Genomic DNA, 20,766 nt, shown 5'->3' on the forward strand with positions numbered 1-20,766 from the left:
CAGGTGGATACTGAATTGAAGTGCCAAGCGCGCGGGTTCGGATAACTAATAATCAATAGAGAGATGCCTCATGTACCAGGATTTAATTAGAAGTGAACTGACCGAAGCGGCAGACGTTTTGCAGAAATTTTTGAGTGATGACCACAACATCGCACAAATTGAAGCGGCGGCTAAGCTGATTGCTGATTCGTTCAAGCAAGGTGGGAAAGTGCTTTCTTGCGGTAATGGTGGTTCGCATTGTGATGCCATGCACTTTGCTGAAGAGTTGACTGGGCGTTACCGTGAAAACCGCCCTGGTTATCCTGGTATTGCGATTTCTGATCCAAGCCATCTGTCTTGTGTGAGTAACGATTTTGGCTATGACTATGTTTTCTCTCGTTATGTGGAAGCGGTCGGAGCGAAAGGCGATGTGCTGTTTGGCTTATCGACTTCCGGTAATTCAGGCAACATCCTAAAAGCCATTGAGGCGGCGAAAGCAAAAGGCATGAAAACCATCGCGTTAACCGGCAAAGATGGCGGTAAAATGGCGGGTTTGGCCGATGTTGAAATTCGTGTGCCACATTTTGGTTACGCGGATCGTATCCAAGAAGTGCACATTAAGATCATCCACATCATCATTCAGTTGATTGAAAAGGAAATGGCGTAACCCTACGCTCAAGAGCCCGGTATTGACCGGGCTACTGGTTTAAGTAAGGAGTGGTTTAAACCATGTGTGAATTGCTCGGCATGAGCGCCAATGTACCAACCGATATCTGTTTTAGTTTCACTGGCTTGATGCAACGTGGCGGGAAAACGGGTCCGCATCGTGATGGGTGGGGAATCGCGTTTTACGAAGGCAAAGGCTTTCGTACCTTCAAAGATCCCAATCCTAGCAGTCAGTCCAAAATTGCCGAGTTAGTTCAGCAGTATCCGATCAAAAGTCGTGCGGTGATCAGCCACATTCGTCAGGCCAATCGCGGTGGGGTGAATCTGGAAAACACTCATCCGTTTACCCGCGAGTTGTGGGGGCAGTACTGGACATTTGCCCACAATGGGCAATTGACGGGATATCAAAATCTAGTCACTGGACGCCATCGACCAGTCGGTGAAACGGACAGCGAACTGGCATTCTGTTGGTTGCTGAATCAAATGGAACAGCGTTACCCCGAAGGTCCACAAGATTGGCCTGAGATGCTGCGCTATGTTGCGCAGTGTTGTGATGAGCTTAGAGCTCTCGGTGTCTTTAATATGCTGCTGTCTAATGGCGAATATGTGATGGCGTATTGCACCAATCATTTGTATTGGATCACTCGCCGAGCCCCATTTGGCCGTGCAGCACTGCTCGATGAAGATGTCGAGATCAATTTCCAAGAAGAAACCACGCCGAATGATGTGGTGTCAGTGATTGCGACTCAACCGTTAACCGGTAATGAAACTTGGCAGCGTATGAAGCCGGGGCAATTCGCATTTTTCCATTTTGGAGAGCGGATAGAAGACAATGCACATGTGTTGATGGATGTGGGTTTTGCACCGAATCGACCCAGATGTCAGGCACCAAGCCAACCTCTCGACTAAGCGATATACCTTTCCTACTTGAAGCTGCAGCGGTGTTGGCTATGTTCGTTCACCCCAATCACATCGTTTATGTTGTCTGGGAATAAAGAGTGGTACAAAAAGAAAGGGTTGAATGATTTCAACCCTTTTTCGATTGGAGATTATTCGGCCGCGTAACCGTGTATGCCGAGCGCTTCGCCATCTAAATAAGCTTTGCCGTCTTTCATTGCTAAACGCTCTTCGACAAACCATTTCACGACAAGCGGGTAGATGCGATGCTCTTGATCCTGCACGCGAGCCGTGAGCTCTTCGACCGTATCATCTTCAAAAATCGGTACTTTGGCTTGCAGAATCACAGGGCCCCCATCGAGCTGCTCGGTGACAAAATGCACGCTGGTACCATGCTCTTCATCGCCGGCGTGGATAGCTCGTTGATAAGTGTTCAATCCCGGATACTTTGGTAATAACGAAGGGTGGATGTTGATCATTCGACCCAGATAATGGCGAACAAATTCACTACTGAGAATACGCATGTAACCTGCGAGCACTATTAAGTCAGGAGCAAATTTATCCATCTGCTCCATCATTGCAGCATCAAAGGCATCACGAGTTTCGTAAGCTTTGGGATCAATAAAACAGGCGGCAGCGCCAGCCTGTTTGGCACGTTCTAAACCGTAAGCTGTTGCTTTATTGGAAAACACAGCCGTCACTTTGCCATCTTGAATACTGGTTGCACAAGCATCAATGATCGCCTGTAGGTTGGTTCCGTTTCCCGAAATTAAAACAACAATACTCTTCATGCTTAGTTGATCTCTACCTGTGCTTCGTTGCTATTGGCGGCTGCGATTTCGCCGATGACCCATGCGGTTTCGCCTTCTGCTTGCAGTAGCGCAACGGCCGCATTGGCTTGATCTTTTGGCAGTGCAATGATCAAACCGACACCACAGTTGAAGGTGCGGTACATTTCGTGAGTGGTCACGTTACCTTTTTCCTGTAGCCATTGGAAAATCACTGGCCATTCCCAGCTCTTACCATTGATTACGGCTTTAGTACCTTCTGGCAGTACGCGTGGAATGTTTTCCCAGAAGCCACCGCCAGTGATGTGTGAAATCGCATGAATGTCATGTTCAGCAATCAGCTTTAAGCCAGATTTGATGTAAATCTTGGTTGGTGCGAGTAAGTGCTCACCAATGGTTTTGCCCGCTAACAGCTCATTCTTATCAGCTTTAGAGACTTCTAAAATCTTACGCACTAAGGAGTAACCATTAGAGTGTGGGCCGCTTGAGCCAACCGCAATCAGCGCATCACCCACTTGTACCTTACTGCCGTCGATGATCTCTTCTTTTTCGACGACACCGACACAAAAACCTGCCACGTCGTAGTCTTCACCTTCGTACATGCCTGGCATTTCAGCAGTTTCGCCGCCAATCAGCGCGCAGCCCGCTTGCAAACAGCCATCGGCAATACCAGAAATCACTTCAGCAGCCGTATCCACATCCAGTTTGCCCGTCGCGTAATAATCGAGGAAAAACAGCGGCTCAGCGCCTTGAACAATCAGATCATTGACGCACATCGCCACCAGATCGATACCTATGGTGTCGTGTTTTTTCATATCCAGAGCGAGACGTAGTTTGGTACCTACGCCGTCAGTGCCAGAGACTAAAACAGGGTGCTTGTATTTGGTTGGCAGTTCACACAGTGCGCCAAAACCACCTAGGCCACCCATAACTTCAGGGCGACGGGTGCGCTTCACTGCGCCTTTAATTCGTTCAACGAGTGCATTACCTGCATCAATATCGACACCTGCATCTTTATAGCTGAGAGATGGATTATTACCGCTCACGGGGAAGTTCCTCGGTCTAGTTGGATATGAAAACGGCGCTATTCTACAGGGCTTAAAACAAAAAGGAAAACGTTTGCGTAAGATTTTTCTCCGGTTTTACAGTCGGAAAAGTCGACAAAATAAGTGTATAATCCGCAGGTTTAAATTAATGAAGCCGGAGTTGGACATGAAAATTGTTGAAGTTAAGCACCCTCTTGTAAAACACAAACTTGGCCTGATGCGTGAAGGTGACATCAGCACTAAGCGTTTTCGTGAGCTTGCAACTGAAGTGGCGAGTCTACTGACTTATGAAGCGACTTCTGACTTTGAAACCGAAAAAGTCACGATCGAAGGCTGGAATGGTCCTGTGCAAGTGGATCAAATTAAAGGTAAGAAAGTGACGGTTGTGCCTATCTTGCGTGCAGGTCTTGGCATGATGGATGGTGTACTTGAGCATATCCCAAGTGCGCGTATCAGCGTGGTGGGGATTTACCGTGATGAAGAAACTCTTGAACCGGTTCCTTACTTCAATAAGTTAGCCACTAATATTGAAGAGCGTATTGCCATGGTGGTTGACCCAATGCTGGCAACTGGCGGCTCGATGATTGCGACAATTGACTTGTTGAAAGAGAAAGGCTGTAACCAGATTAAAGTTCTGGTGTTGGTGGCCGCTCCGGAAGGGATTGCCGCTTTAGAAAAAGCGCACCCAGATGTTGAGCTTTACACGGCGGCTATCGATGAGAAGCTGAATGACAAAGGCTACATCGTACCGGGTCTTGGTGATGCCGGTGATAAGATTTTTGGTACTAAGTAATCCTAACAAGGCTTTCTGATAAGAAATCGCAACCGAAATATAGGATTTGTATCAATAATAATGGGAAGCTTGTGGCTTCCCATTTCTGTTCTACGTGCCATTACAAGGTTATTTCGATTTTCTGAGGCTCAGGGTACCGCCGGTACGTGGGCTTGGACGTTGGGCAGGTTTTGACGCTGTCGAAGCGTTTGATGAAGAGCTCGTGGGACGACGCTGCGCTTTTTTCGAATTTGGCGCATGGCGAAACTCTTGTGCATTTTTACCATGGTAGGTTTTGGGGTTACGGCGCGCTTTGGATTCTTTATTGGCTTCACGGCTATCAAAAAGCTTGGCATCGGTCGCACGTTTAATCGTGTCACCACTTTGCGCGACTCGTGAGGCTTCTTCTGTACCGCTGGAGTCTTCACACATAGCCAGAATCTCGCTCACTTCCGCTTCGCTTAAATAACGCCATTTACCGTTTGGAATGCCATCTAGCGTGATGTTCATGATTCGCACACGGCGCAGTTTAAACACCTCATATCCCAAGGCTTCACACATGCGACGAATTTGGCGGTTCAGTCCTTGAGTCAGCACAATACGAAATGAATATTGCGTCTCTTGAGTCACTTTACAGGGCAGAGTTACCGTATCGAGGATGTTTACCCCAGAAGACATTTGACGGATAAATTCAGGCGTAATGGGTTTATCGACTCGAACCACGTACTCTTTTTCGTGGTTATTTCCCGCACGCAGGATCTTATTCACGATATCGCCATCATTGGTCAGAAAAATCAGGCCATCAGACGGCTTATCTAAACGACCTATTGGGAAAATACGTTTGTGGTGACCAATGAAATCAACGATATTTCCCGGCACATCACGTTCCGTCGTACAAGTAATGCCAGTGGGTTTGTTTAAAGCAATATAAATTGGACGCTCTTTGCTACGCAGAGGCTTACCGTCAATACAGACTTCATCTTGCTCAGTGACTTTGCTTCCCACTTCTGGCTGTAGGCCATTGAGGGTCACTCGCCCTTGCTCAATCAGTTTGTCGGCTTCACGGCGTGAGCAATAGCCCGTCTCACTGATGAATTTATTGAGGCGTTTTTCAGTCGGTTGGGACATACAATCTCCTAACGTTTCACAACGGATGGTGCACAAAATCCGCGCATTCTAACAGCTTTACCTACTTAGCCAAGCCGTTTCTGGTGCCGCTCACGGTTTTCGGCTTTTTTCTCGGCACTCTTACGAAGTAAGACATACACCGCACCGGTACCGCCATGTAAGCGTTGAGCTGAATGAGCACACTGCACTTCGCTGATTTGAGTCAGCCAATGGCTGACAAAACTTTTCATCAGTGCTGGTGGGTTGGAGCGCTCGCCACGGCCATGCACAATCAGCAGGGTGCGAATATCCATCGCCATACATTGACGAATAAATTGGATCACTTCACTGCGTGCTTCTTTGAGCGTTTTTCGATGTAAGTCTAAGCGTGCTTGAATGGGGTACTTACCCAATCTGAGTTTGCGGTATACGCCATCTTGAACGCCATCCCGCTTAAATTCGAGCATAGCATCAGGCTTAAGCATGGGGGCATGATCGAGGGATAGCGCCTCGGGGTCATGGTCTGCCAAGCTTACTGCCGCTTCTCGCTTAGCCAGTTGAGCTTCGGTGACTTGGTGGGCTTTTTTGAGTTCAACCGTATCATGAGTGATGGTTTTTACATCGCCCATCATTTGTTGAAACAGTTCTAAATCCTCTTGCGACATAACGGCACATCAAAGTTATTTCACATGGCGCTGATTATATACTTCTCATTTAGCAAGTTGCACGGAGTTGTGCGTGGAAGGGGGAGTGATGTTGAGGATAAATGCACAATAAAAAACCGGAGCAGACACGCAGTCGGCTCCGGTGCATAGCGTTTTTCTATCTTTCAATAGAGGCTAGCGATCTAGTGAGGAGATTTGTCCGTCATCACTTTGTAGATGAAGAAACCGCCATAGAACAGCATAAGACCTAAAGCGCCCAAGATGACTATCATTGAAGAGAGTCCAACTGCATTACCAAAAAGAAGATCGAGCCAGAAGTCCATGTTTCCTCCAAAGTGTTGAAGACGAGTTAACGTTAAATTCTGGCTATATTTGCAGCACTGATCTGGATCAATTGTGTTGCATAGGTTGCTTATATGTTTCTAATGTTGAGTTATGAGTCACATTTTTTACGTGCTTTGCTGCTGTTTTGACCGAACGAGAGAAACTCAACAGAAAGTCTGGCTTCAGGGCTTGCGCTTCAAGAAAGAACGAGTAACATACGCAGCGTTCCGGTGAATAGCGCAGTTTGGTAGCGCATCTGGTTTGGGACCAGAGGGTCGGGGGTTCGAATCCCTCTTCACCGACCATATTTAAGGCCTCAGCATTTATGCTGGGGCCTTTTTGCTTTATCTACTTCTCACTTGAAGTCGCAGCGCTGGCGACACTCGCTTCCCATCACATGATCTGTCGATACTTGTTTGGATAAGTTTATCTGCCGCCGACCAACAACACCAAATCATTTGTTCTACCGAATATACCAAAACTACTTGGAGTTGCAGGTAGGCGGCAAGAGAGTGAATCCCCATGAGCATAGATAAACTATGTGATTGGGGTGAGCGAACGTAGCCAACACCGCTGCAGCTTCAAGTAGGAAGGGTATAGCTGATTTATAAAAATGAGCAGCTTGCCGTTTGGCTTTGGTTAAGCTGCTGGATGCTAAAGCCTTTTTGCTTAAGAATATTGAGCAAGCTCTGCTTGCCAATCAGATGCAAAGTGCCGACGACGACCAGATAAGGTTTGCCCTGCTGTGGTAAGAAGTGAGGGTGAGTGAGCTTCTCTGCCCAATCCTGATTACGCTCGGTGAGCATTTGGGCTTCCAATTCAGCAGACATACCGGTGAGTGTGAGCATTTGTAGCAAATTCTTCTCATCTCCTTTTTTCCAGCTTTCAATCATGCACTCGGTGAGTTGGGTATTGTTTTCCCATTCATCGAGCAAACTCACCAGTAATTCCTGCCCTGAGTTGGGTAAGTGCGCTAACAGATCCACTTGAAATTGTAAGGTTTCTAGACTGAGTACAGGCAGTTGATGCTGCTCAGCTTGCTGCATGAAATAAAGGTCGATGCCTTTATCGGCTTGATACCCCATCTCTAAAAATTGGCGCATTTGCAGGATAAGGCTGGCTGACCATGGGGGCAGTTGGCGGATCTGCTGGGCATCCAACCTCAGTTGCTGCGCAATCCCATCCAATACAAACAATTGTTCATCGCTTAAAACCTGCTCACTACTCACCGTCGTTGCAGGCAAAGTGATGTTGGATTGGTTACGGATATCCGTCTCCACGACTAAGCCTGCGCTTTGTTTTAGCTTTTGTGCGAGTTGGTCAGGCAATGGATAAAGCTGATCGCTGCCCACATGCAGAGAGCCGAAGAGGATGAGTTGTGTCGAACCTTTGGTTGCTGACCAGTACAAGGGTTCTGCGTGAAGAGGTTGGATAAATAGCCATAAAAGACAGCAAGCGAATCGTTTGAGCATGGAATGCGTGAACTCCTTTAGGTTCGGCAAAAACGTTACTTTAGCAGTGAATTAACGGATTTGACGGAGCTTGAATCATGATAAAGCTCACATCTTGTTGATTTGTTCGAGCCAACTCACGATTTGTTGCCGCAATCTTGTGTGATGTCGATCGGCTTTCTTTGCGTAGCGCGGATTGCTAAGTGTGATCTGGATTGGAAGAAATCTCGTCAAAAATGAAGTGTCGATTTTGACGTTGTTTATATCTTTTTGAAATTTAAGATTTTTATCTTGATGTCATTTTGTAAAGTTTGAACATGATCACTTGGCTAAAGGATTAATTTTGCGCTTAGAAAAAAGTGCCGCTAAATATCCCTGAATTTTAGGTAAAGCCATTGGCAGATGTCGTTGTGAGATTGGGTGCAGGCAGAGCATCCCTCATCGTTAACTAATTTAGGGGCATTATTATGCTGAAGAAGAGTCTTATCTCGATCGCGGTATTCACTTCATTAAGTGGCTGCGCACTCAACACTACGTCACCACAAGACGTGGTGGACACATTAGCGAATAACTTGGATGTGCAATACCAAGTGGTCAACAATCACGGCGCAGATACCGGTTTGGCTTGTCAAACTCTAGAAGCTGAGTGGGCTTCTTGTAACCAAGTGAATATGACCTTGGTTAACCGTGGTGAGGCGGTCAATTCAAAAGATTGGGCTATTTACTTCCATAGTATTCGCTTGATCCTCGATGTGGGTAATGACCAGTTCAAAATTACTCGCGTTACCGGCGACCTACATAAACTGGAACCTACCGATAAGTTTGATGGTTTTGCCGCAGGTGAAACGGTGACTTTGCCGCTGATTGGTGAATACTGGACGCTGTTTGAAACGGACTTTATGCCACGCGCTTTTGTCACCGCGCCCGATGCCGAGCCAAAAGTCATTGCGGCTTTAAATACTGAGGATGTGGCAAGCTTTGTCAACGGACTGGAGGGTGAAAACCTTAAGCGCACTCCGAGTGACAACAATGTATTCGCTCAAGCGCTGTCTCGCTTTGAAAAGAACAATGATGTTGCGCTGCAAGATGTGACACACGCACTCATCCCAACACCACTGCAAGTGAAATCACATAGTGGATCAGTCTCTATCGCGAAAGGTATCGCGCTGCCTAGCAAAGCGCTTGACGGTGAGCAAATGCAAGCGCTGAATGAGCGTGCACAACTGCTTGGTGTGAACTTGAAAGGCGTAATGCCAGCACAAGTGGTTATCAACCCTAAAGCCTTCAAAGGTGAGCTGGCCAAATCTGGCGCTTATCGTTTAGCGATTACGGATAAAGCCGTTAAAGTGACCGCGTTTGACCAAGCAGGCGCGTTCTATGCGATGCAATCGCTGCTGGGTTTAGTCGATATGGCCGATGCCACTCAACTGCCAAAGGTTGAAATCGTCGATGCTCCTCGTTTTGATTATCGCGGTGTGATGGTGGATGTGGCGCGTAACTTCCACTCGAAACAAGCGATTCTAGCGACCTTGGATCAAATGGCGGCTTACAAAATGAATAAGCTGCATCTCCATCTGACCGATGACGAAGGTTGGCGTATTGAAATTCCGGGCTTACCTGAGCTGACGGATATCGGCGCTCAACGCTGTTTTGACCCGAGTGAAACAGAATGTGTATTGCCACAATTGGGTTCTGGTCCAAACGCCGATAACTTTGGCTCTGGTTATTTCACTAAGCAAGATTATTTAGAGATCCTGCAATACGCGAAAGCACGTCATATCGAAGTGATCCCTGAGATTGATATGCCAGCGCACGCTCGTGCGGCCGTGGTTTCAATGGAAGCGCGTTACCAACGTTTAATGCAAGAGGGCAATGAGGCGGCGGCCAATGAGTTCCGTTTGCTGGATCCGCAAGATACCTCTAACGTGACGACCGTGCAGTTCTATGACCGCATGAGCTTTATCAACCCATGCTTAGATTCGTCAAAGCGCTTTGTGGATAAAGTGATCTCTGAGATTGCGGCGATGCACCAAGCGGCGGGTATGCCTCTGACAACGTGGCACTTTGGTGGCGATGAAGCGAAAAACATCAAGTTGGGCGCAGGCTTCCAAGATGTGAATACCCAAGAGCCAGTAAGTTGGAAAGGCAACTTGGATCTGACTAAGCAAGATAAGCCATTTGCGCGTTCGCCGCAGTGCCAAAACTTGATTGCAACAGGTGCGGTGAGTGATTTCGGCCATTTACCAAGCTACTTTGCTGAGCAAGTGTCTAAGTTGGTTGCCGAGAAAGGTATTCCTAACTTCCAAGCATGGCAAGATGGCTTGAAATACAGCGAAGGTGAAAAAGCGTTCGCAACCGAAAACACACGTGTGAACTTCTGGGATGTACTGTACTGGGGCGGCTCTGCTTCTGCCTATGAATGGGCTGAGAAAGGTTATGATGTGATCATTTCTAACCCTGATTACGTGTACATGGATATGCCTTACGAAGTGGATCCTAAAGAGCGTGGCTACTATTGGGCAACGCGTGCAACCGACACTCGTAAGATGTTTGGTTTTGCACCGGAAAACTTGCCACAAAATGCTGAAACCTCATTGGATCGTGATGGCAATGGCTTCAGTGGTAAAGGCGAAGTGAAAGGTAAGCCTTTCTATGGTCTATCTGCACAACTGTGGTCTGAAACAGTACGTACCGATGAGCAGTATGAATACATGGTATTCCCACGTGTTATCGCCGCAGCTGAGCGTGCATGGCATCGTGCGGATTGGGAAAACAGCTACAAAGTGGGTGTGGAATATTCGCAAGAGACTCAGTTAGTTAACCATAAAGCGCTGAACGCAGATTGGAATCGCTTTGCTAACGTATTAGGTCAACGTGAGCTGGCTAAACTTGAGAAAGCAGGCATTGATTACCGCCTCCCAGTTCCGGGAGCCAAGATCGAGAACGGTCATTTGGCCATGAACGTTCAGTTCCCGGGTGTCACACTGCAATACTCACTGGATGGTCAAACTTGGTTGGATTATGACGCGAAGCAAGCACCGAAAGTGAGCGGAGAAGTTTGGATTCGCTCTGTGTCTGCGAGCGGTGAGCGCACTAGCCGAGTCACCTCGCTGAAATAATCGAGTACTCATTTCACTCAATGGATAACGAAAGCCTCCGCATGCGGAGGCTTTTTTGTCTGTAAGAATATTCGCTATAAATCAGATGGTTAGTGCATCATGTTCTAGATTGCGATAAGAATACCATCAGTTCCCTTGATAAGAGCGGTATTCAAAGACTTGGCCGTGCTCATTAAAGGCATACACTGCATAACTGTCTTTCTTATCGCCATATTCCATACCCGGTGAACCCATAGGCATTCCGGGAACCGCGAGCCCTTTGGCATTTTTCGGTGGGTTAGCCAGAAAGTCTTTGATGTCTTGAGCGGGAATATGGCCTTCAAATACATAACCGCCGATCTCTGCGGTATGGCAAGAAGCCAGCTTAGGTTTTACGCCAAGTTGCTGTTTAATGCTGTCCATGTTGTCATGCAGCACTTCTTTTACCGTAAAACCATTCTCTTCCATGTGTTTGGTCCATTCGGTGCAACAACCACAATAAGGAGATTTGTGATTCACTACCTGAGTAGCAAGCGCTTGTCCTGAAAATGTGGCCAATAGGGCGAGTGTCATCATTGTGCGTTTCATGGTGTACCTCATTGAGAATGTTGATCGAAAGAAATTTTGCTCCAGCGCAGGCGATTGGCATTGCTGACCACGGTGATCGAGGAGAGCGCCATCGCCGCTCCGGCGACAACTGGGCTGAGTAAAAATCCAAACGCTGGGTAAAGCACACCCGCTGCGATAGGAATGCCCAGCGTGTTGTAAATAAATGCGCCAAACAGGTTTTGCTTCATATTGCGCAGTGTGGCTTTTGATAGCTCAATCGCGCTCACCACACTGGTTGGTGATGAGTTCAAAAGGGTCATCTGTGCGCTCTCAATGGCTACATCACTGCCACTGCCCATGGCAATACCAATGTCAGCCAGCGCTAAAGCTGGGGCATCATTAATCCCATCGCCAATCATGGCGACTTTACGGCCTTGTTGTTGCAAAGCTTGAATGTGCTGCGCTTTTTGGTCGGGCAGCACTTGCGCTATCACTTGCGAGATACCGAGCTCTTTGGCAATCGCATTGGCAACCGAAGCGTGATCGCCAGTCAGCATCACGGTATGAATTCCAAGCTCATTGAGCTTACGTACCGCTTGCGCTGAGGTGGGCTTGATCGGGTCGGCAATCGCTAACACGCCTTGCAACATACCACGATAAGCCACCGCCACCGGCGTCCACGCTTGTGCTGCAAATTTTTCTAGAGTCGATTCAGCCATCGACAAATCAATGCCTTGTTCTTGCATAAAAGCGAGAGAGCCAACCAGCACGGTTTGATTCTGGTAATCGGCTGAGAGGCCACGTCCACGTTGGTTAGTGAATTGGCTGATGTCCACAGGGCGAATATTGCGCTGTTTGGCATAATCACAGATCGCTTTAGCCAGTGGGTGTTCTGATTGCTGCTCAAGAGCATAGGCTAGGGCAAGTAATTGGTTTTCATCACCCTGCAGCACATGCAGTGATTGAATACTCGGTTTGCCTAAGGTCAGCGTCCCCGTTTTATCAAACACCACGGTATCTACCTGGCTTGCAGTCTGCAGTACATTGGCATCACGAATCAAAATCCCCATCTCTGCTGCTTTGCCGATACCCACGGTAATCGAGAGCGGAGTGGCAAGCCCCAAAGCACAAGGACAGGCGATGATTAATACAGTGGTCGCAACGACCAACATGTAACTGGCTTTAGGATCGGGGCCATACAGATACCAAAGGGCGGCAGACAAGATGGCAATGAATACCACGACAGGGACGAAGATCGACGAAATCTGGTCTGCTAAACGAGCTATCGCTGGTTTACTGCTTTGCGCTTGTCTTACCAACTGGATAATCCGCGCCAGCATGGTTTGCGAACCAATGTCAGTTGCGGTGATAACCAAACTGCCATCTTGGTTCAACGTGCCTGCCGCGACTTTCGCGCCGGCTTCTTTGAGTACAGGAATGGGTTCGCCGGTGAGCATGGACTCATCCAGATAAGAGTGGCCTGTATTGACCACACCATCGACAGGGACTTGCTCTCCGGGTTTGATGCGCAGTGACATGCCCAGTTGAATATCAGCGACGGCGATGGATTGATCGCCTTGTTCAGTCACTAAGGTTGCTTGCTGAGGTTGTAAGTTAAGCAAGGCTTGCAGTGAGCGATTAGTACGGCTTTTTGCTTTGGTTTCTATGTAATGACCCAATGAAATCAAACCAATGATCATGGCGGTCGCTTCAAAATAGACATGGCGCGCTGCATCAGGGAACGCTTGCGGCCAAGCTATTACGAGCATGGAGTAAAACCAAGCTGCCCCTGTACCCAATGCGACTAAGGTGTCCATGGTCGCTCTGCCATGAGTCAGTGCTTGCCACGCATTAATAAAGAAGTGGCGTCCAGCGGTGAGCAGCAGTGCGAAACAGATGACGCCGATTCCCCCCCATACCATTTGATCACTGCTATTGCGGATCATCATGTTGCCGCCAAACACGCCCCACAGCATTAAAGGCGCACCCAGAGCGATACCTAATAAGGCACTCTGTTTATGCTCTTTTTGTAAGGCATCGAGTTGCGCTTGCTGTTTGGCTTGCTGCTGTGCTGGGTCATCCAAGATCTCGGCTTGGTAGCCTGCACGTTCAATGGCGTTAAGCAGTGGTTGCGGATTGGCGAAAATGCCTCTCACCAAGGCGCTTTGCTCTGCGAGGTTGACTTGTGCACTCTGCACTCCCTCAACAGAAAGCAGGGCTTTTTCCACCGATGCGACACAACTGGCGCAGGTCATCCCTTTAATAAGCAGAGAGTGTGTTTGACTCGAAGCCTCGGCGGGTTCTTGGTACGAGAGGTTTTCAGCCTCAGGCGTATCCGTTTGCTTCTCATGAATAGAGGTTACTGGTGCTTGTGTTGCTTCGATAGCCTGATAGCCCACTTGTGCCACCAGCGCTTTCACTTGCTCAGTGGTTAAGGTTGTAACCAGCGAAAGCCGCTCTTTACTGACTTGCAGTTTGGCAATGTCAGCCTGCGCGCTGAGGTGCGTGGTCAGTTTATTCACACAGCGACCACAGTTTAAACCTTGTAGCTGATAAGTTTGCTCAGTGCCGCCTTGATAACCCAGCGATTCAATACTGGTGAGCACCTCATTTAAGGTGGCATGAGTATGCAGTTCAATTGAGGTTGGCGTCAGCGTTTCAATCTCAAGAGTCAAATCTTGTTTGAGTTGGCGCTCCAATTTTCGCGCACAGCCCATGCAGTTCAGGCCACGCAGCGCTAAAGAAAAATGGTTCATGATCACTCCTCCTTGCGGAATGTCCACAAGGATAAACCTTAACCTTAAGGTAAGGTCAACCCTTACTTCTCGAACTCATTTTACCAAGAGTCAATTTGCCGAAAATCGTGCGTAGCATCGCGTTAACTCGGGTGTTAGAATACCGCCCAAAATTTCGCATGCTGAGCTCTCAGCAAAAGAATCTCACAAAGGTAATTCAAATGACGGTTAAAACTCGTTTTGCGCCTAGTCCAACTGGGTATCTGCACGTTGGTGGTGCGCGTACAGCACTCTATTCTTGGTTATATGCTAAAAGCCAAGGTGGTGAATTTGTTCTGCGTATTGAAGACACCGACCTAGAACGCTCTACTCAGGCGGCGGTGGATGCCATTATTGAAGGCATGACGTGGTTAGGCTTGGAATGGGATGAAGGCCCATACTACCAAACCAAACGTTTTGATCGTTACAACCAAGTGATTGATCAGTTGTTGGCAGAAGGCAAAGCCTACAAGTGCTATGCGCCGAAAGAGCTGCTGGATGAAATCCGTGCTGAGCAAGAAGCCAACAAAGAGATGCCGCGTTACGATGCGAATCATCCAAAAATCAAAGCGGTCAATGAAGCGGCAAAAGAAGGCGAGCCTTGCTGTATCCGTTTCCGTAACCCGAAAGAGGGCAGCGTCGTTTTTGATGACCAAATCCGTGGCCGCATTGAAATCCGTAACGACCAACTGGATGATCTGATCATCCGTCGTACTGATGGCACTCCAACCTATAACTTCTGTGTAGTCGTGGATGATGTCGATATGGGTATCAGCCATGTGATTCGTGGTGAAGACCACATCAACAACACGCCACGCCAGATCAACATTTACAAAGCCATGGGCGCGACCATCCCAACCTTTGCGCACTGTGCAATGATCTTGGGTGATGATGGTGCCAAGCTATCTAAGCGCCATGGCGCGGTTTCTGTAATGCAATACCGTGATGACGGCTACCTGCCAGAAGCGTTGCTGAACTACTTAGTGCGTTTAGGTTGGGGGCATGGCGACCAAGAAATCTTCTCTCGCGATGAGATGATCAAGCTGTTTAGCTTGGGGGCTATTTCCAAATCAGCGTCAGCGTTTAACACTGACAAACTGCTGTGGTTGAACAACCACTACATCAAGACTTCAGAGCCTGAGTATGTGGCGAAACACCTTGAGTGGCATTTCGAGAACCAAGGCATTAACAAAGCGACCGGTCCTGCTTTAGCAGAAGTGGTGAAGTTGGTGGGTGAGCGTTGCAATACCCTAGTTGAGCTTGCTCAGCAATCACGTTACTTCTACGAAGATTTTGCCGAGTTTGATGCTGATGCTGCGAAGAAACACCTGCGTGGTGTGGCAAAAGAGCCACTGATGTTAGCACTGAGCAAGATTGAAGCGCTGACAGAATGGAATACCGAAGCGCTGCATCACGTGATCGCACAAGTGTGTGAAGAGCTTGAGATCGGCATGGGTAAAATCGGTATGCCACTGCGTGTTGCAGTGACCGGCGGTGGTCAATCTCCTTCAGTGGATGCGGTGATGAACCTGATTGGTCAAGAGCGTGTGATTGCGCGTATCAAAATGGCATTGGCGTACATCGAAACTCGTGAAACGAATGCATAGTTGTTTGATTGCATAAAGTCCCAAGGCCGCAGAACAAACTGCGGCTTTTTTATTAATTTTTAAAATCATATTCCAATACTATGGTTTATAGTTGCGCGGATATGTTTTAGTTTTTTCTCATTTTTAGCAAAGACGTGACAAAATAATAACCGAAAGGCTCTTTTCCTTTTTATTTCATCCGCTATAGTGATGCGGACAAAAAGGTGATCTGACTCGAGTGCGAGTTAACCTTTTTGAACGGTCGAGGATCAGCGTATAATTCTCGACAATAATCATAAAGAAAAAGGAAATACCATGAAAAAGCTAGCGGCAATTATTTCAGCGACGTTACTTTTTGCTTCTTCTGCGGCAGTGGCAGAAGTGTATGTCGGAGGTAAGGTCGGTAAATCTTGGTTGGATGACGCGTGTCTGTCTGGCCAAATCTGTAACGATGATGATGAAGTCGTCGGTGCATTTTTAGGTTACCAAGCTAACAAGTGGATCTCTCTTGAAGCAGGATACGACTACTTAGGTAAGTTTACTGCAGATGGATTGGCGAATGAGAAGGTACAAGCGATCACGCTAGCACCAAGACTCAGCATTCCTCTCACTGAAGGTATTGCGCTGTATGGTAAAGTCGGTGGTGCTTATGTCGATTACGGCAGCAAGGACGATTACTCATACCTAGGTGCGGCAGGTCTAGAATTTAACACTAACCACAATGTCACTATGCGTCTGGAATACCAAAACCTGACGGACATTAATAACGACACCCTACGTGCGAGCGCAGAAACCGCTACACTCGGTATCGCTTATAAGTTCGGTGGTAGTGAAGAACCAGCACCAGTGGTAGAACAACGCCCAGCTGAGCCAGCGCCTGTTGTGGCAGAGAAAGTAGCGGTGACAAAAACGTTTACTTTCCAACATCTGGACAGCAGCACATTTGCTACTGCAAGTGCTGAGCTAAAACCAGCAACCGTTCAGAAGCTGGATAAAATTGTGGGCTACCTAAACCAATACCCACAAGCAAAAGTGGAAGTTGTTGGTCACACTGACTCAACTGGTTCTGAAGCTTACAACCAAAAACTGTCTGAGCGTCGTGCTCAAGCGGTAGCGAAAGCACTAGAGGATCAAGGTATTGATGCGTCTCGTATTTCAGCTAAAGGTCTAGGCGAAAGCAGCCCAATCGCTTCTAACGCGACAGCAGAAGGTCGTGAGAAGAACCGTCGTGTTGAGCTGGTGATCCCTGAATTCCAGTACCAAGTTACTGAATAATTGACGGTAATCATCAAGATTCAATCTACAAAGGCCCATTCGGGCCTTTGTTTTTTTCTGGTGATAACAAAAATCGAGTCGAAAAGGTTTTATTTCAGGTCGATACTGTTTAAGCGTCCCATAAACACCAAAATATCTAAGCAATCTTTATGTGCGGCTAATAGGGCTTTTTTGGTTTTCGTGTAGGCGGCCAGTTTTCCGTGTTTATTGATGGAACAGACCACGCTGCGGAAGTGGCATTTACCTTGTTCATCGTATTCTCGCCAAGCCGCAATATAACAAGCGTCTCTTGCTGTGGGGTTATCTAAGGTCGGCCTTGGTTTATGGATGATTTTGGGTTCTAAGCTGTGTGGTAAGCGAGTCATCAAGTAAGGATCTTTTAGGATTCTGCGCCAAAATTTGCCCCACATGGCGGAACCTAATTCGTTGCGTAGCACAATCGCTTTCTTCAATCCTTTCTTTTCACCAAGCCGTACAAACCCGACTGAGCGATGTAAAACCTTATCGTCAGGGGTATGAATATGAATTTTATACGCGGTTTTCGCTTTGGATATAAAGCGGTGTCCGGTATTAGTCTCTAGGTTACTTTTCGACATGACGTGTTTTATAAATAAAACTGTTAATAGTAATAATAGAGGCTTTTGGCTAGCACGAGAAGAAATGTGCTGTAGGAATGACCAAAGATTGACATAGTAAGCTTTACTCTGACCTTGTATCCCCTTCCTGCTTGAAGCAGTAGCGGTGTTGGTTACGTTCGTTCCCTGACTTATTCTGAAATTGCTTTTGGCCCTCGTTCACTCTGGGATATGCAGCAAGTGGAGATCTATTTAGGGCCACAGAGCTACATTCAAGGGCGAAATACCTCGGCGGGCGTGATTGTGATGAAGTCTAACGACCCTACTCATCATTTTTAAAGTGCGGTAAAAGCAGGTATTGGCGAAAGCGATTATTCGCAAACAGCGGGTATGATCTCTGCACCTATTATTCAAGATGAGTTGGCATTTCGTTTGAGTTTTGATCAGCAGAAGCGCGATAGTTTTGTCGATCTTGCTGCTTTTGAACCCGCCGGCGATCCTAAAAAAATCGAGATGAATTCCGTGCGCGGTAAGCTGCTGTATGAACCTTCCGCACTGGATGGATTTAAAACCACGTTAACGCTCTCTCACATGGATTCTCGTGGGCCACAAACAGAAAACATTAATGTGGCGGGTAACGAAGCTTTCCGACCGGTTTATGAGACAGCCTCGTTCACGACGGCGTGGGATATTATCTGGCATCTCAACGACTTCTTCACTGTTGAAAACAATCTGGTGTATGCCGATTTCAGCTATGACCGCTATACCAATCCCAATAGCCGGGGGGATTTCAATACCGATGGTAAAGAATTCCATATCGAACCGTTATTACGCTATATCGCACTGGATGGTAGTGTGAATGCGCTGATTGGAGCGCGTTACTACCAATCTTCACAAGATGATATGTACATTGATGCGGCCAGTGCATATCCGATGGATGGTCGCACTAAAGCCAAATCCGTTTTTGCGGAAGTCACTTATGCGTTAACGCCTTCTATCGATGTGAATTTGGCTGGGCGATTTGAAAGAGAGCAGGTTAAGCGAAACGTCTCGCACCCAAGATACAAGCTTGATTACGATGAAACATCCAGCGTATTTTTGCCTAAGTTCGATGTGGCATATACACCAGTGCAAGGGCAGACCTATGGGATTAAAGCGGCTAAAGGTTACAATGCGGGTGGTGCAGGACTGGCGTTTAACTCGATGCAATTTACAGGTTTTAGGCCCTACGAGTTTGAACAGGAATCAATTTGGAACTATGAGTTTTACACCCGTCACCGTTTCAGCCATTCTGTCCAAGTGTTGACTAACCTTTTCTATAACGATTTTGACAGTATGCAGATGACGCAAACCACATCTAGTGGTGATGTGTTTATCGCTAACCTTGATGAAGCGAGTACTTATGGTGCTGAAATCGGATCACGTTGGTATGCGACCTCTTCACTCGAACTTTTTACCAACCTAGGGCTTTTGAAAACCGAGTTCAAAGATACCACCGGAAAGACTAAAGAGCTGCCTCGTGCACCGAAAATGTCAGCCAATGTTGGTCTGCTTTATGATTTTGGCCAAGGGTTTGAGTTCAGTAGTAATGCGGCTTATACCGGAAGCTATTTCTCGGAGAGTGGCAATTCAGAAAAATTTGCGATTGACTCATATTGGGTTGCCAATGCTCAGTTAGCGTATGTTTTTGAGCATGGACGAGCAACCTTGTATGCCACTAACTTATTGGATTCTGATAAAACAACGCTCTATCTCTCAACCAATAATACGCTTGACCAACTTAAGCAGCAGCCTCGCATGATTGGTGCATCGGTGCAGTTGAATTTCTAAATGATATTTCAAATGGACTGAAACAAAACAACTCCTCTAAGTCAGCTGAGAGGAGTTTTTTTTATGTTCGCATTTAAGCCTTGAGCTGAGCTCTCGAGGTTAAACCATATTCTAAGAATCTGGGATCCCTTGGTTAAGTTGATCGACAGTTGTGTAAAGTTTGTTAATGACATACATTCTCATTTGAATTGATTGTTTACAGGGCCGAACCACTGTTTTTCAGCTGGGGCAGAACGTTGGGAGGATTGAGTGAATGACACTCCCAGCAAGGTTGGCTAAGGCATAAGATAAATTAGGTGAAAGAATGAGTAACGAAGTCGAGCGCGTTTATCCGAGATTACTGGATTTTGTGCGTAAAAAGTATGTATCAAAAAACCTACTTCGAGTGACCCTTACCGGTGAGGATTTAATTGGATTCCCCGAAGATCAAAATGGGTCGCACATTAAGGTTTTTTTCCCCAATCAGGCGAGTGGCATACTCCAGTTACCGATTCGTGAGAGTGATAAAGTCATTTGGCCAGAGCATAAACCCGTTCCTCGAGCCTATACCGTCAGGCAATACCGAGCGGAAAGCAATGAACTTGATATCGATTTTGTTGTGCACGGTGAAGGAACGCCGGGGGGAGGATGGGCTCTAAAATCTCAAACTGGCTCACAGCTTGGTTTGATAGGTCCCGGTGGGCCTGACCCTCTTATCGAGCCTGCGGATTGGCATATTATGGCTGGCGATCTATCAGCAGTGCCTGCGATCAGTGCCATTTTAGAAAAAATGCCTAGTCAGGCCAAAGGCTATGTCTTTCTTGAAGTGGATGATATCGAAGATAAGCATGATATCTCCCATCCAGAACAGATGGTGATCAAGTGGTTAGTGCGCGATCCTAATCAGGCGCAACCCGCTTTGGCGATGGCGATCAAACAACTGCCAGTACCGCAAGGCGCACAGTCGCTTTCTGCTTTTGTGGCAGGGGAAAATGAGAGCGTCATTGCGTGTCGTAAAATTTTGCGAAATGAATATCGAATCGCAAGAGATAAGATTTACGCCATTCCTTATTGGAAGCGCGGTAAAAATGAAGAGGCGTACCACGAAGAGCGCCATGTGGTGATGGATGAAGAGTTTTAACGCTTGATCCTTCATTTGGCTCACTAACCCTGTCAACCCTGTCCATCACTTTTGGTTAGCACCATTCTTAGGGCTAGCCAAAAGTGCTCTATCCCCAATTCGTCTCTCACTCTCACCTTGGTGTACTCAGTCCCCATCTCGATTACCTACCGTAATTTGTCATAGCAAAGATTGACTATTCCCATTTAGCAATGCAATTGATAATGGTTATTATTGGTGTTTTATGGCGCATCAACGCACAGCAAGAATGTGTCCGCCAAGTAA

16 protein-coding genes, 1 tRNA gene and 1 pseudogene are annotated in these 20,766 nt (G+C 47.2%); 9 read left to right on the forward strand and 9 right to left on the reverse strand.

All coding sequences use genetic code 11. The features are described from left to right. The first annotated feature begins 70 nt into the window (after nucleotides 1-70). On the forward strand, nucleotides 71-646 hold the full coding sequence (gene lpcA / locus CEQ48_RS07805) for a D-sedoheptulose 7-phosphate isomerase (protein ID WP_000284054.1): 576 nt from the start codon (nucleotides 71-73) through the stop codon (nucleotides 644-646). Nucleotides 647-708: 62 nt separating this feature from the next. Further along, nucleotides 709-1,554, forward strand: coding sequence for a class II glutamine amidotransferase (locus CEQ48_RS07810; RefSeq protein ID WP_089070848.1), 846 nt, complete (start codon nucleotides 709-711; stop codon nucleotides 1,552-1,554). Between the two features lie 140 nt (nucleotides 1,555-1,694). Here the strand turns inward: CEQ48_RS07810 and purN are convergent, their stop codons facing one another. Next, nucleotides 1,695-2,333: a phosphoribosylglycinamide formyltransferase gene (gene purN, locus CEQ48_RS07815; RefSeq protein WP_089070849.1), complete on the reverse strand. Its 639-nt coding sequence runs from the start codon at nucleotides 2,331-2,333 to the stop codon at nucleotides 1,695-1,697. A 2-nt stretch (nucleotides 2,334-2,335) separates the two neighbouring features. Beyond that, on the reverse strand, nucleotides 2,336-3,376 hold the full coding sequence (purM, locus tag CEQ48_RS07820; RefSeq protein WP_053033413.1) for a phosphoribosylformylglycinamidine cyclo-ligase: 1,041 nt from the start codon (nucleotides 3,374-3,376) through the stop codon (nucleotides 2,336-2,338). Nucleotides 3,377-3,542: 166 nt separating this feature from the next. Here purM and upp point away from each other — a divergent pair, with 166 nt between their 5' ends. After that, complete coding sequence (gene upp / locus CEQ48_RS07825; RefSeq protein ID WP_001887652.1) at nucleotides 3,543-4,169, forward strand: uracil phosphoribosyltransferase; 627 nt, start codon at nucleotides 3,543-3,545, stop codon at nucleotides 4,167-4,169. A gap of 108 nt (nucleotides 4,170-4,277) precedes the next feature. On the opposite strand, the gene rluF is transcribed toward upp, so the two are convergent. The 3 genes from rluF to CEQ48_RS07840 form a co-directional block, all read right to left on the reverse strand. Then, a complete protein-coding gene (gene rluF, locus CEQ48_RS07830; protein ID WP_198301231.1) occupies nucleotides 4,278-5,276 on the reverse strand; it encodes a 23S rRNA pseudouridine(2604) synthase RluF in 999 nt (332 codons plus the stop codon). A 65-nt stretch (nucleotides 5,277-5,341) separates the two neighbouring features. After that, nucleotides 5,342-5,920 (reverse strand): DNA endonuclease SmrA, encoded by a 579-nt coding sequence (gene smrA, locus CEQ48_RS07835; protein WP_089070851.1) that lies wholly within the window; start codon nucleotides 5,918-5,920, stop codon nucleotides 5,342-5,344. 182 nt (nucleotides 5,921-6,102) lie between these two features. Continuing rightward, nucleotides 6,103-6,243, reverse strand: a complete 141-nt coding sequence (locus tag CEQ48_RS07840) for a DUF3149 domain-containing protein (RefSeq protein WP_000348347.1) — start codon at nucleotides 6,241-6,243, stop codon at nucleotides 6,103-6,105. A gap of 229 nt (nucleotides 6,244-6,472) precedes the next feature. On the opposite strand from CEQ48_RS07840, the gene CEQ48_RS07845 reads away from it, so the two are divergent. Next, nucleotides 6,473-6,549, forward strand: a tRNA-Pro gene (locus CEQ48_RS07845). A gap of 300 nt (nucleotides 6,550-6,849) precedes the next feature. Here the strand turns inward: CEQ48_RS07845 and CEQ48_RS07855 are convergent. After that, on the reverse strand, nucleotides 6,850-7,716 hold the full coding sequence (locus CEQ48_RS07855; protein ID WP_198301232.1) for a TraB/GumN family protein: 867 nt from the start codon (nucleotides 7,714-7,716) through the stop codon (nucleotides 6,850-6,852). Nucleotides 7,717-8,162: 446 nt separating this feature from the next. Here CEQ48_RS07855 and CEQ48_RS07860 point away from each other — a divergent pair, with 446 nt between their 5' ends. Beyond that, nucleotides 8,163-10,814, forward strand: a complete 2,652-nt coding sequence (locus CEQ48_RS07860; RefSeq protein WP_089070854.1) for a beta-N-acetylhexosaminidase — start codon at nucleotides 8,163-8,165, stop codon at nucleotides 10,812-10,814. Between the two features lie 126 nt (nucleotides 10,815-10,940). Here CEQ48_RS07860 and CEQ48_RS07865 read toward each other — a convergent pair whose 3' ends face one another. Both CEQ48_RS07865 and copA read right to left on the reverse strand, forming a co-directional pair. Beyond that, nucleotides 10,941-11,381 (reverse strand): DUF411 domain-containing protein, encoded by a 441-nt coding sequence (locus CEQ48_RS07865; RefSeq protein ID WP_000831719.1) that lies wholly within the window; start codon nucleotides 11,379-11,381, stop codon nucleotides 10,941-10,943. A gap of 8 nt (nucleotides 11,382-11,389) precedes the next feature. Further along, entirely contained in the window at nucleotides 11,390-14,098 is a 2,709-nt protein-coding gene (gene copA / locus CEQ48_RS07870) for a copper-translocating P-type ATPase CopA (RefSeq protein WP_198301233.1), read from the reverse strand. Between the two features lie 200 nt (nucleotides 14,099-14,298). On the opposite strand from copA, the gene gltX reads away from it, so the two are divergent. Together gltX and CEQ48_RS07880 are read left to right on the forward strand one after the other, a co-directional pair. Beyond that, entirely contained in the window at nucleotides 14,299-15,723 is a 1,425-nt protein-coding gene (gltX, locus tag CEQ48_RS07875) for a glutamate--tRNA ligase (protein ID WP_089072361.1), read from the forward strand. A gap of 294 nt (nucleotides 15,724-16,017) precedes the next feature. Continuing rightward, on the forward strand, nucleotides 16,018-16,977 hold the full coding sequence (locus CEQ48_RS07880) for an OmpA family protein (RefSeq protein ID WP_089070856.1): 960 nt from the start codon (nucleotides 16,018-16,020) through the stop codon (nucleotides 16,975-16,977). Nucleotides 16,978-17,066: 89 nt separating this feature from the next. On the opposite strand, the gene CEQ48_RS07885 is transcribed toward CEQ48_RS07880, so the two are convergent. Continuing rightward, on the reverse strand, nucleotides 17,067-17,573 hold the full coding sequence (locus CEQ48_RS07885; RefSeq protein WP_089070857.1) for a Fe3+-citrate ABC transporter substrate-binding protein: 507 nt from the start codon (nucleotides 17,571-17,573) through the stop codon (nucleotides 17,067-17,069). A 159-nt stretch (nucleotides 17,574-17,732) separates the two neighbouring features. Between CEQ48_RS07885 and CEQ48_RS07890 the strand changes: the two are divergent. Continuing rightward, a pseudogene (locus CEQ48_RS07890) lies at nucleotides 17,733-19,382 on the forward strand (TonB-dependent siderophore receptor); the annotation flags it as partial. A 304-nt stretch (nucleotides 19,383-19,686) separates the two neighbouring features. Further along, nucleotides 19,687-20,502, forward strand: a complete 816-nt coding sequence (locus CEQ48_RS07895) for a siderophore-interacting protein (protein WP_089070858.1) — start codon at nucleotides 19,687-19,689, stop codon at nucleotides 20,500-20,502. Nucleotides 20,503-20,766: the final 264 nt, after the last annotated feature.

The organism is Vibrio tarriae (assembly GCF_002216685.1).
Taxonomy (GTDB): Bacteria; Pseudomonadota; Gammaproteobacteria; order Enterobacterales; family Vibrionaceae; genus Vibrio; species Vibrio tarriae.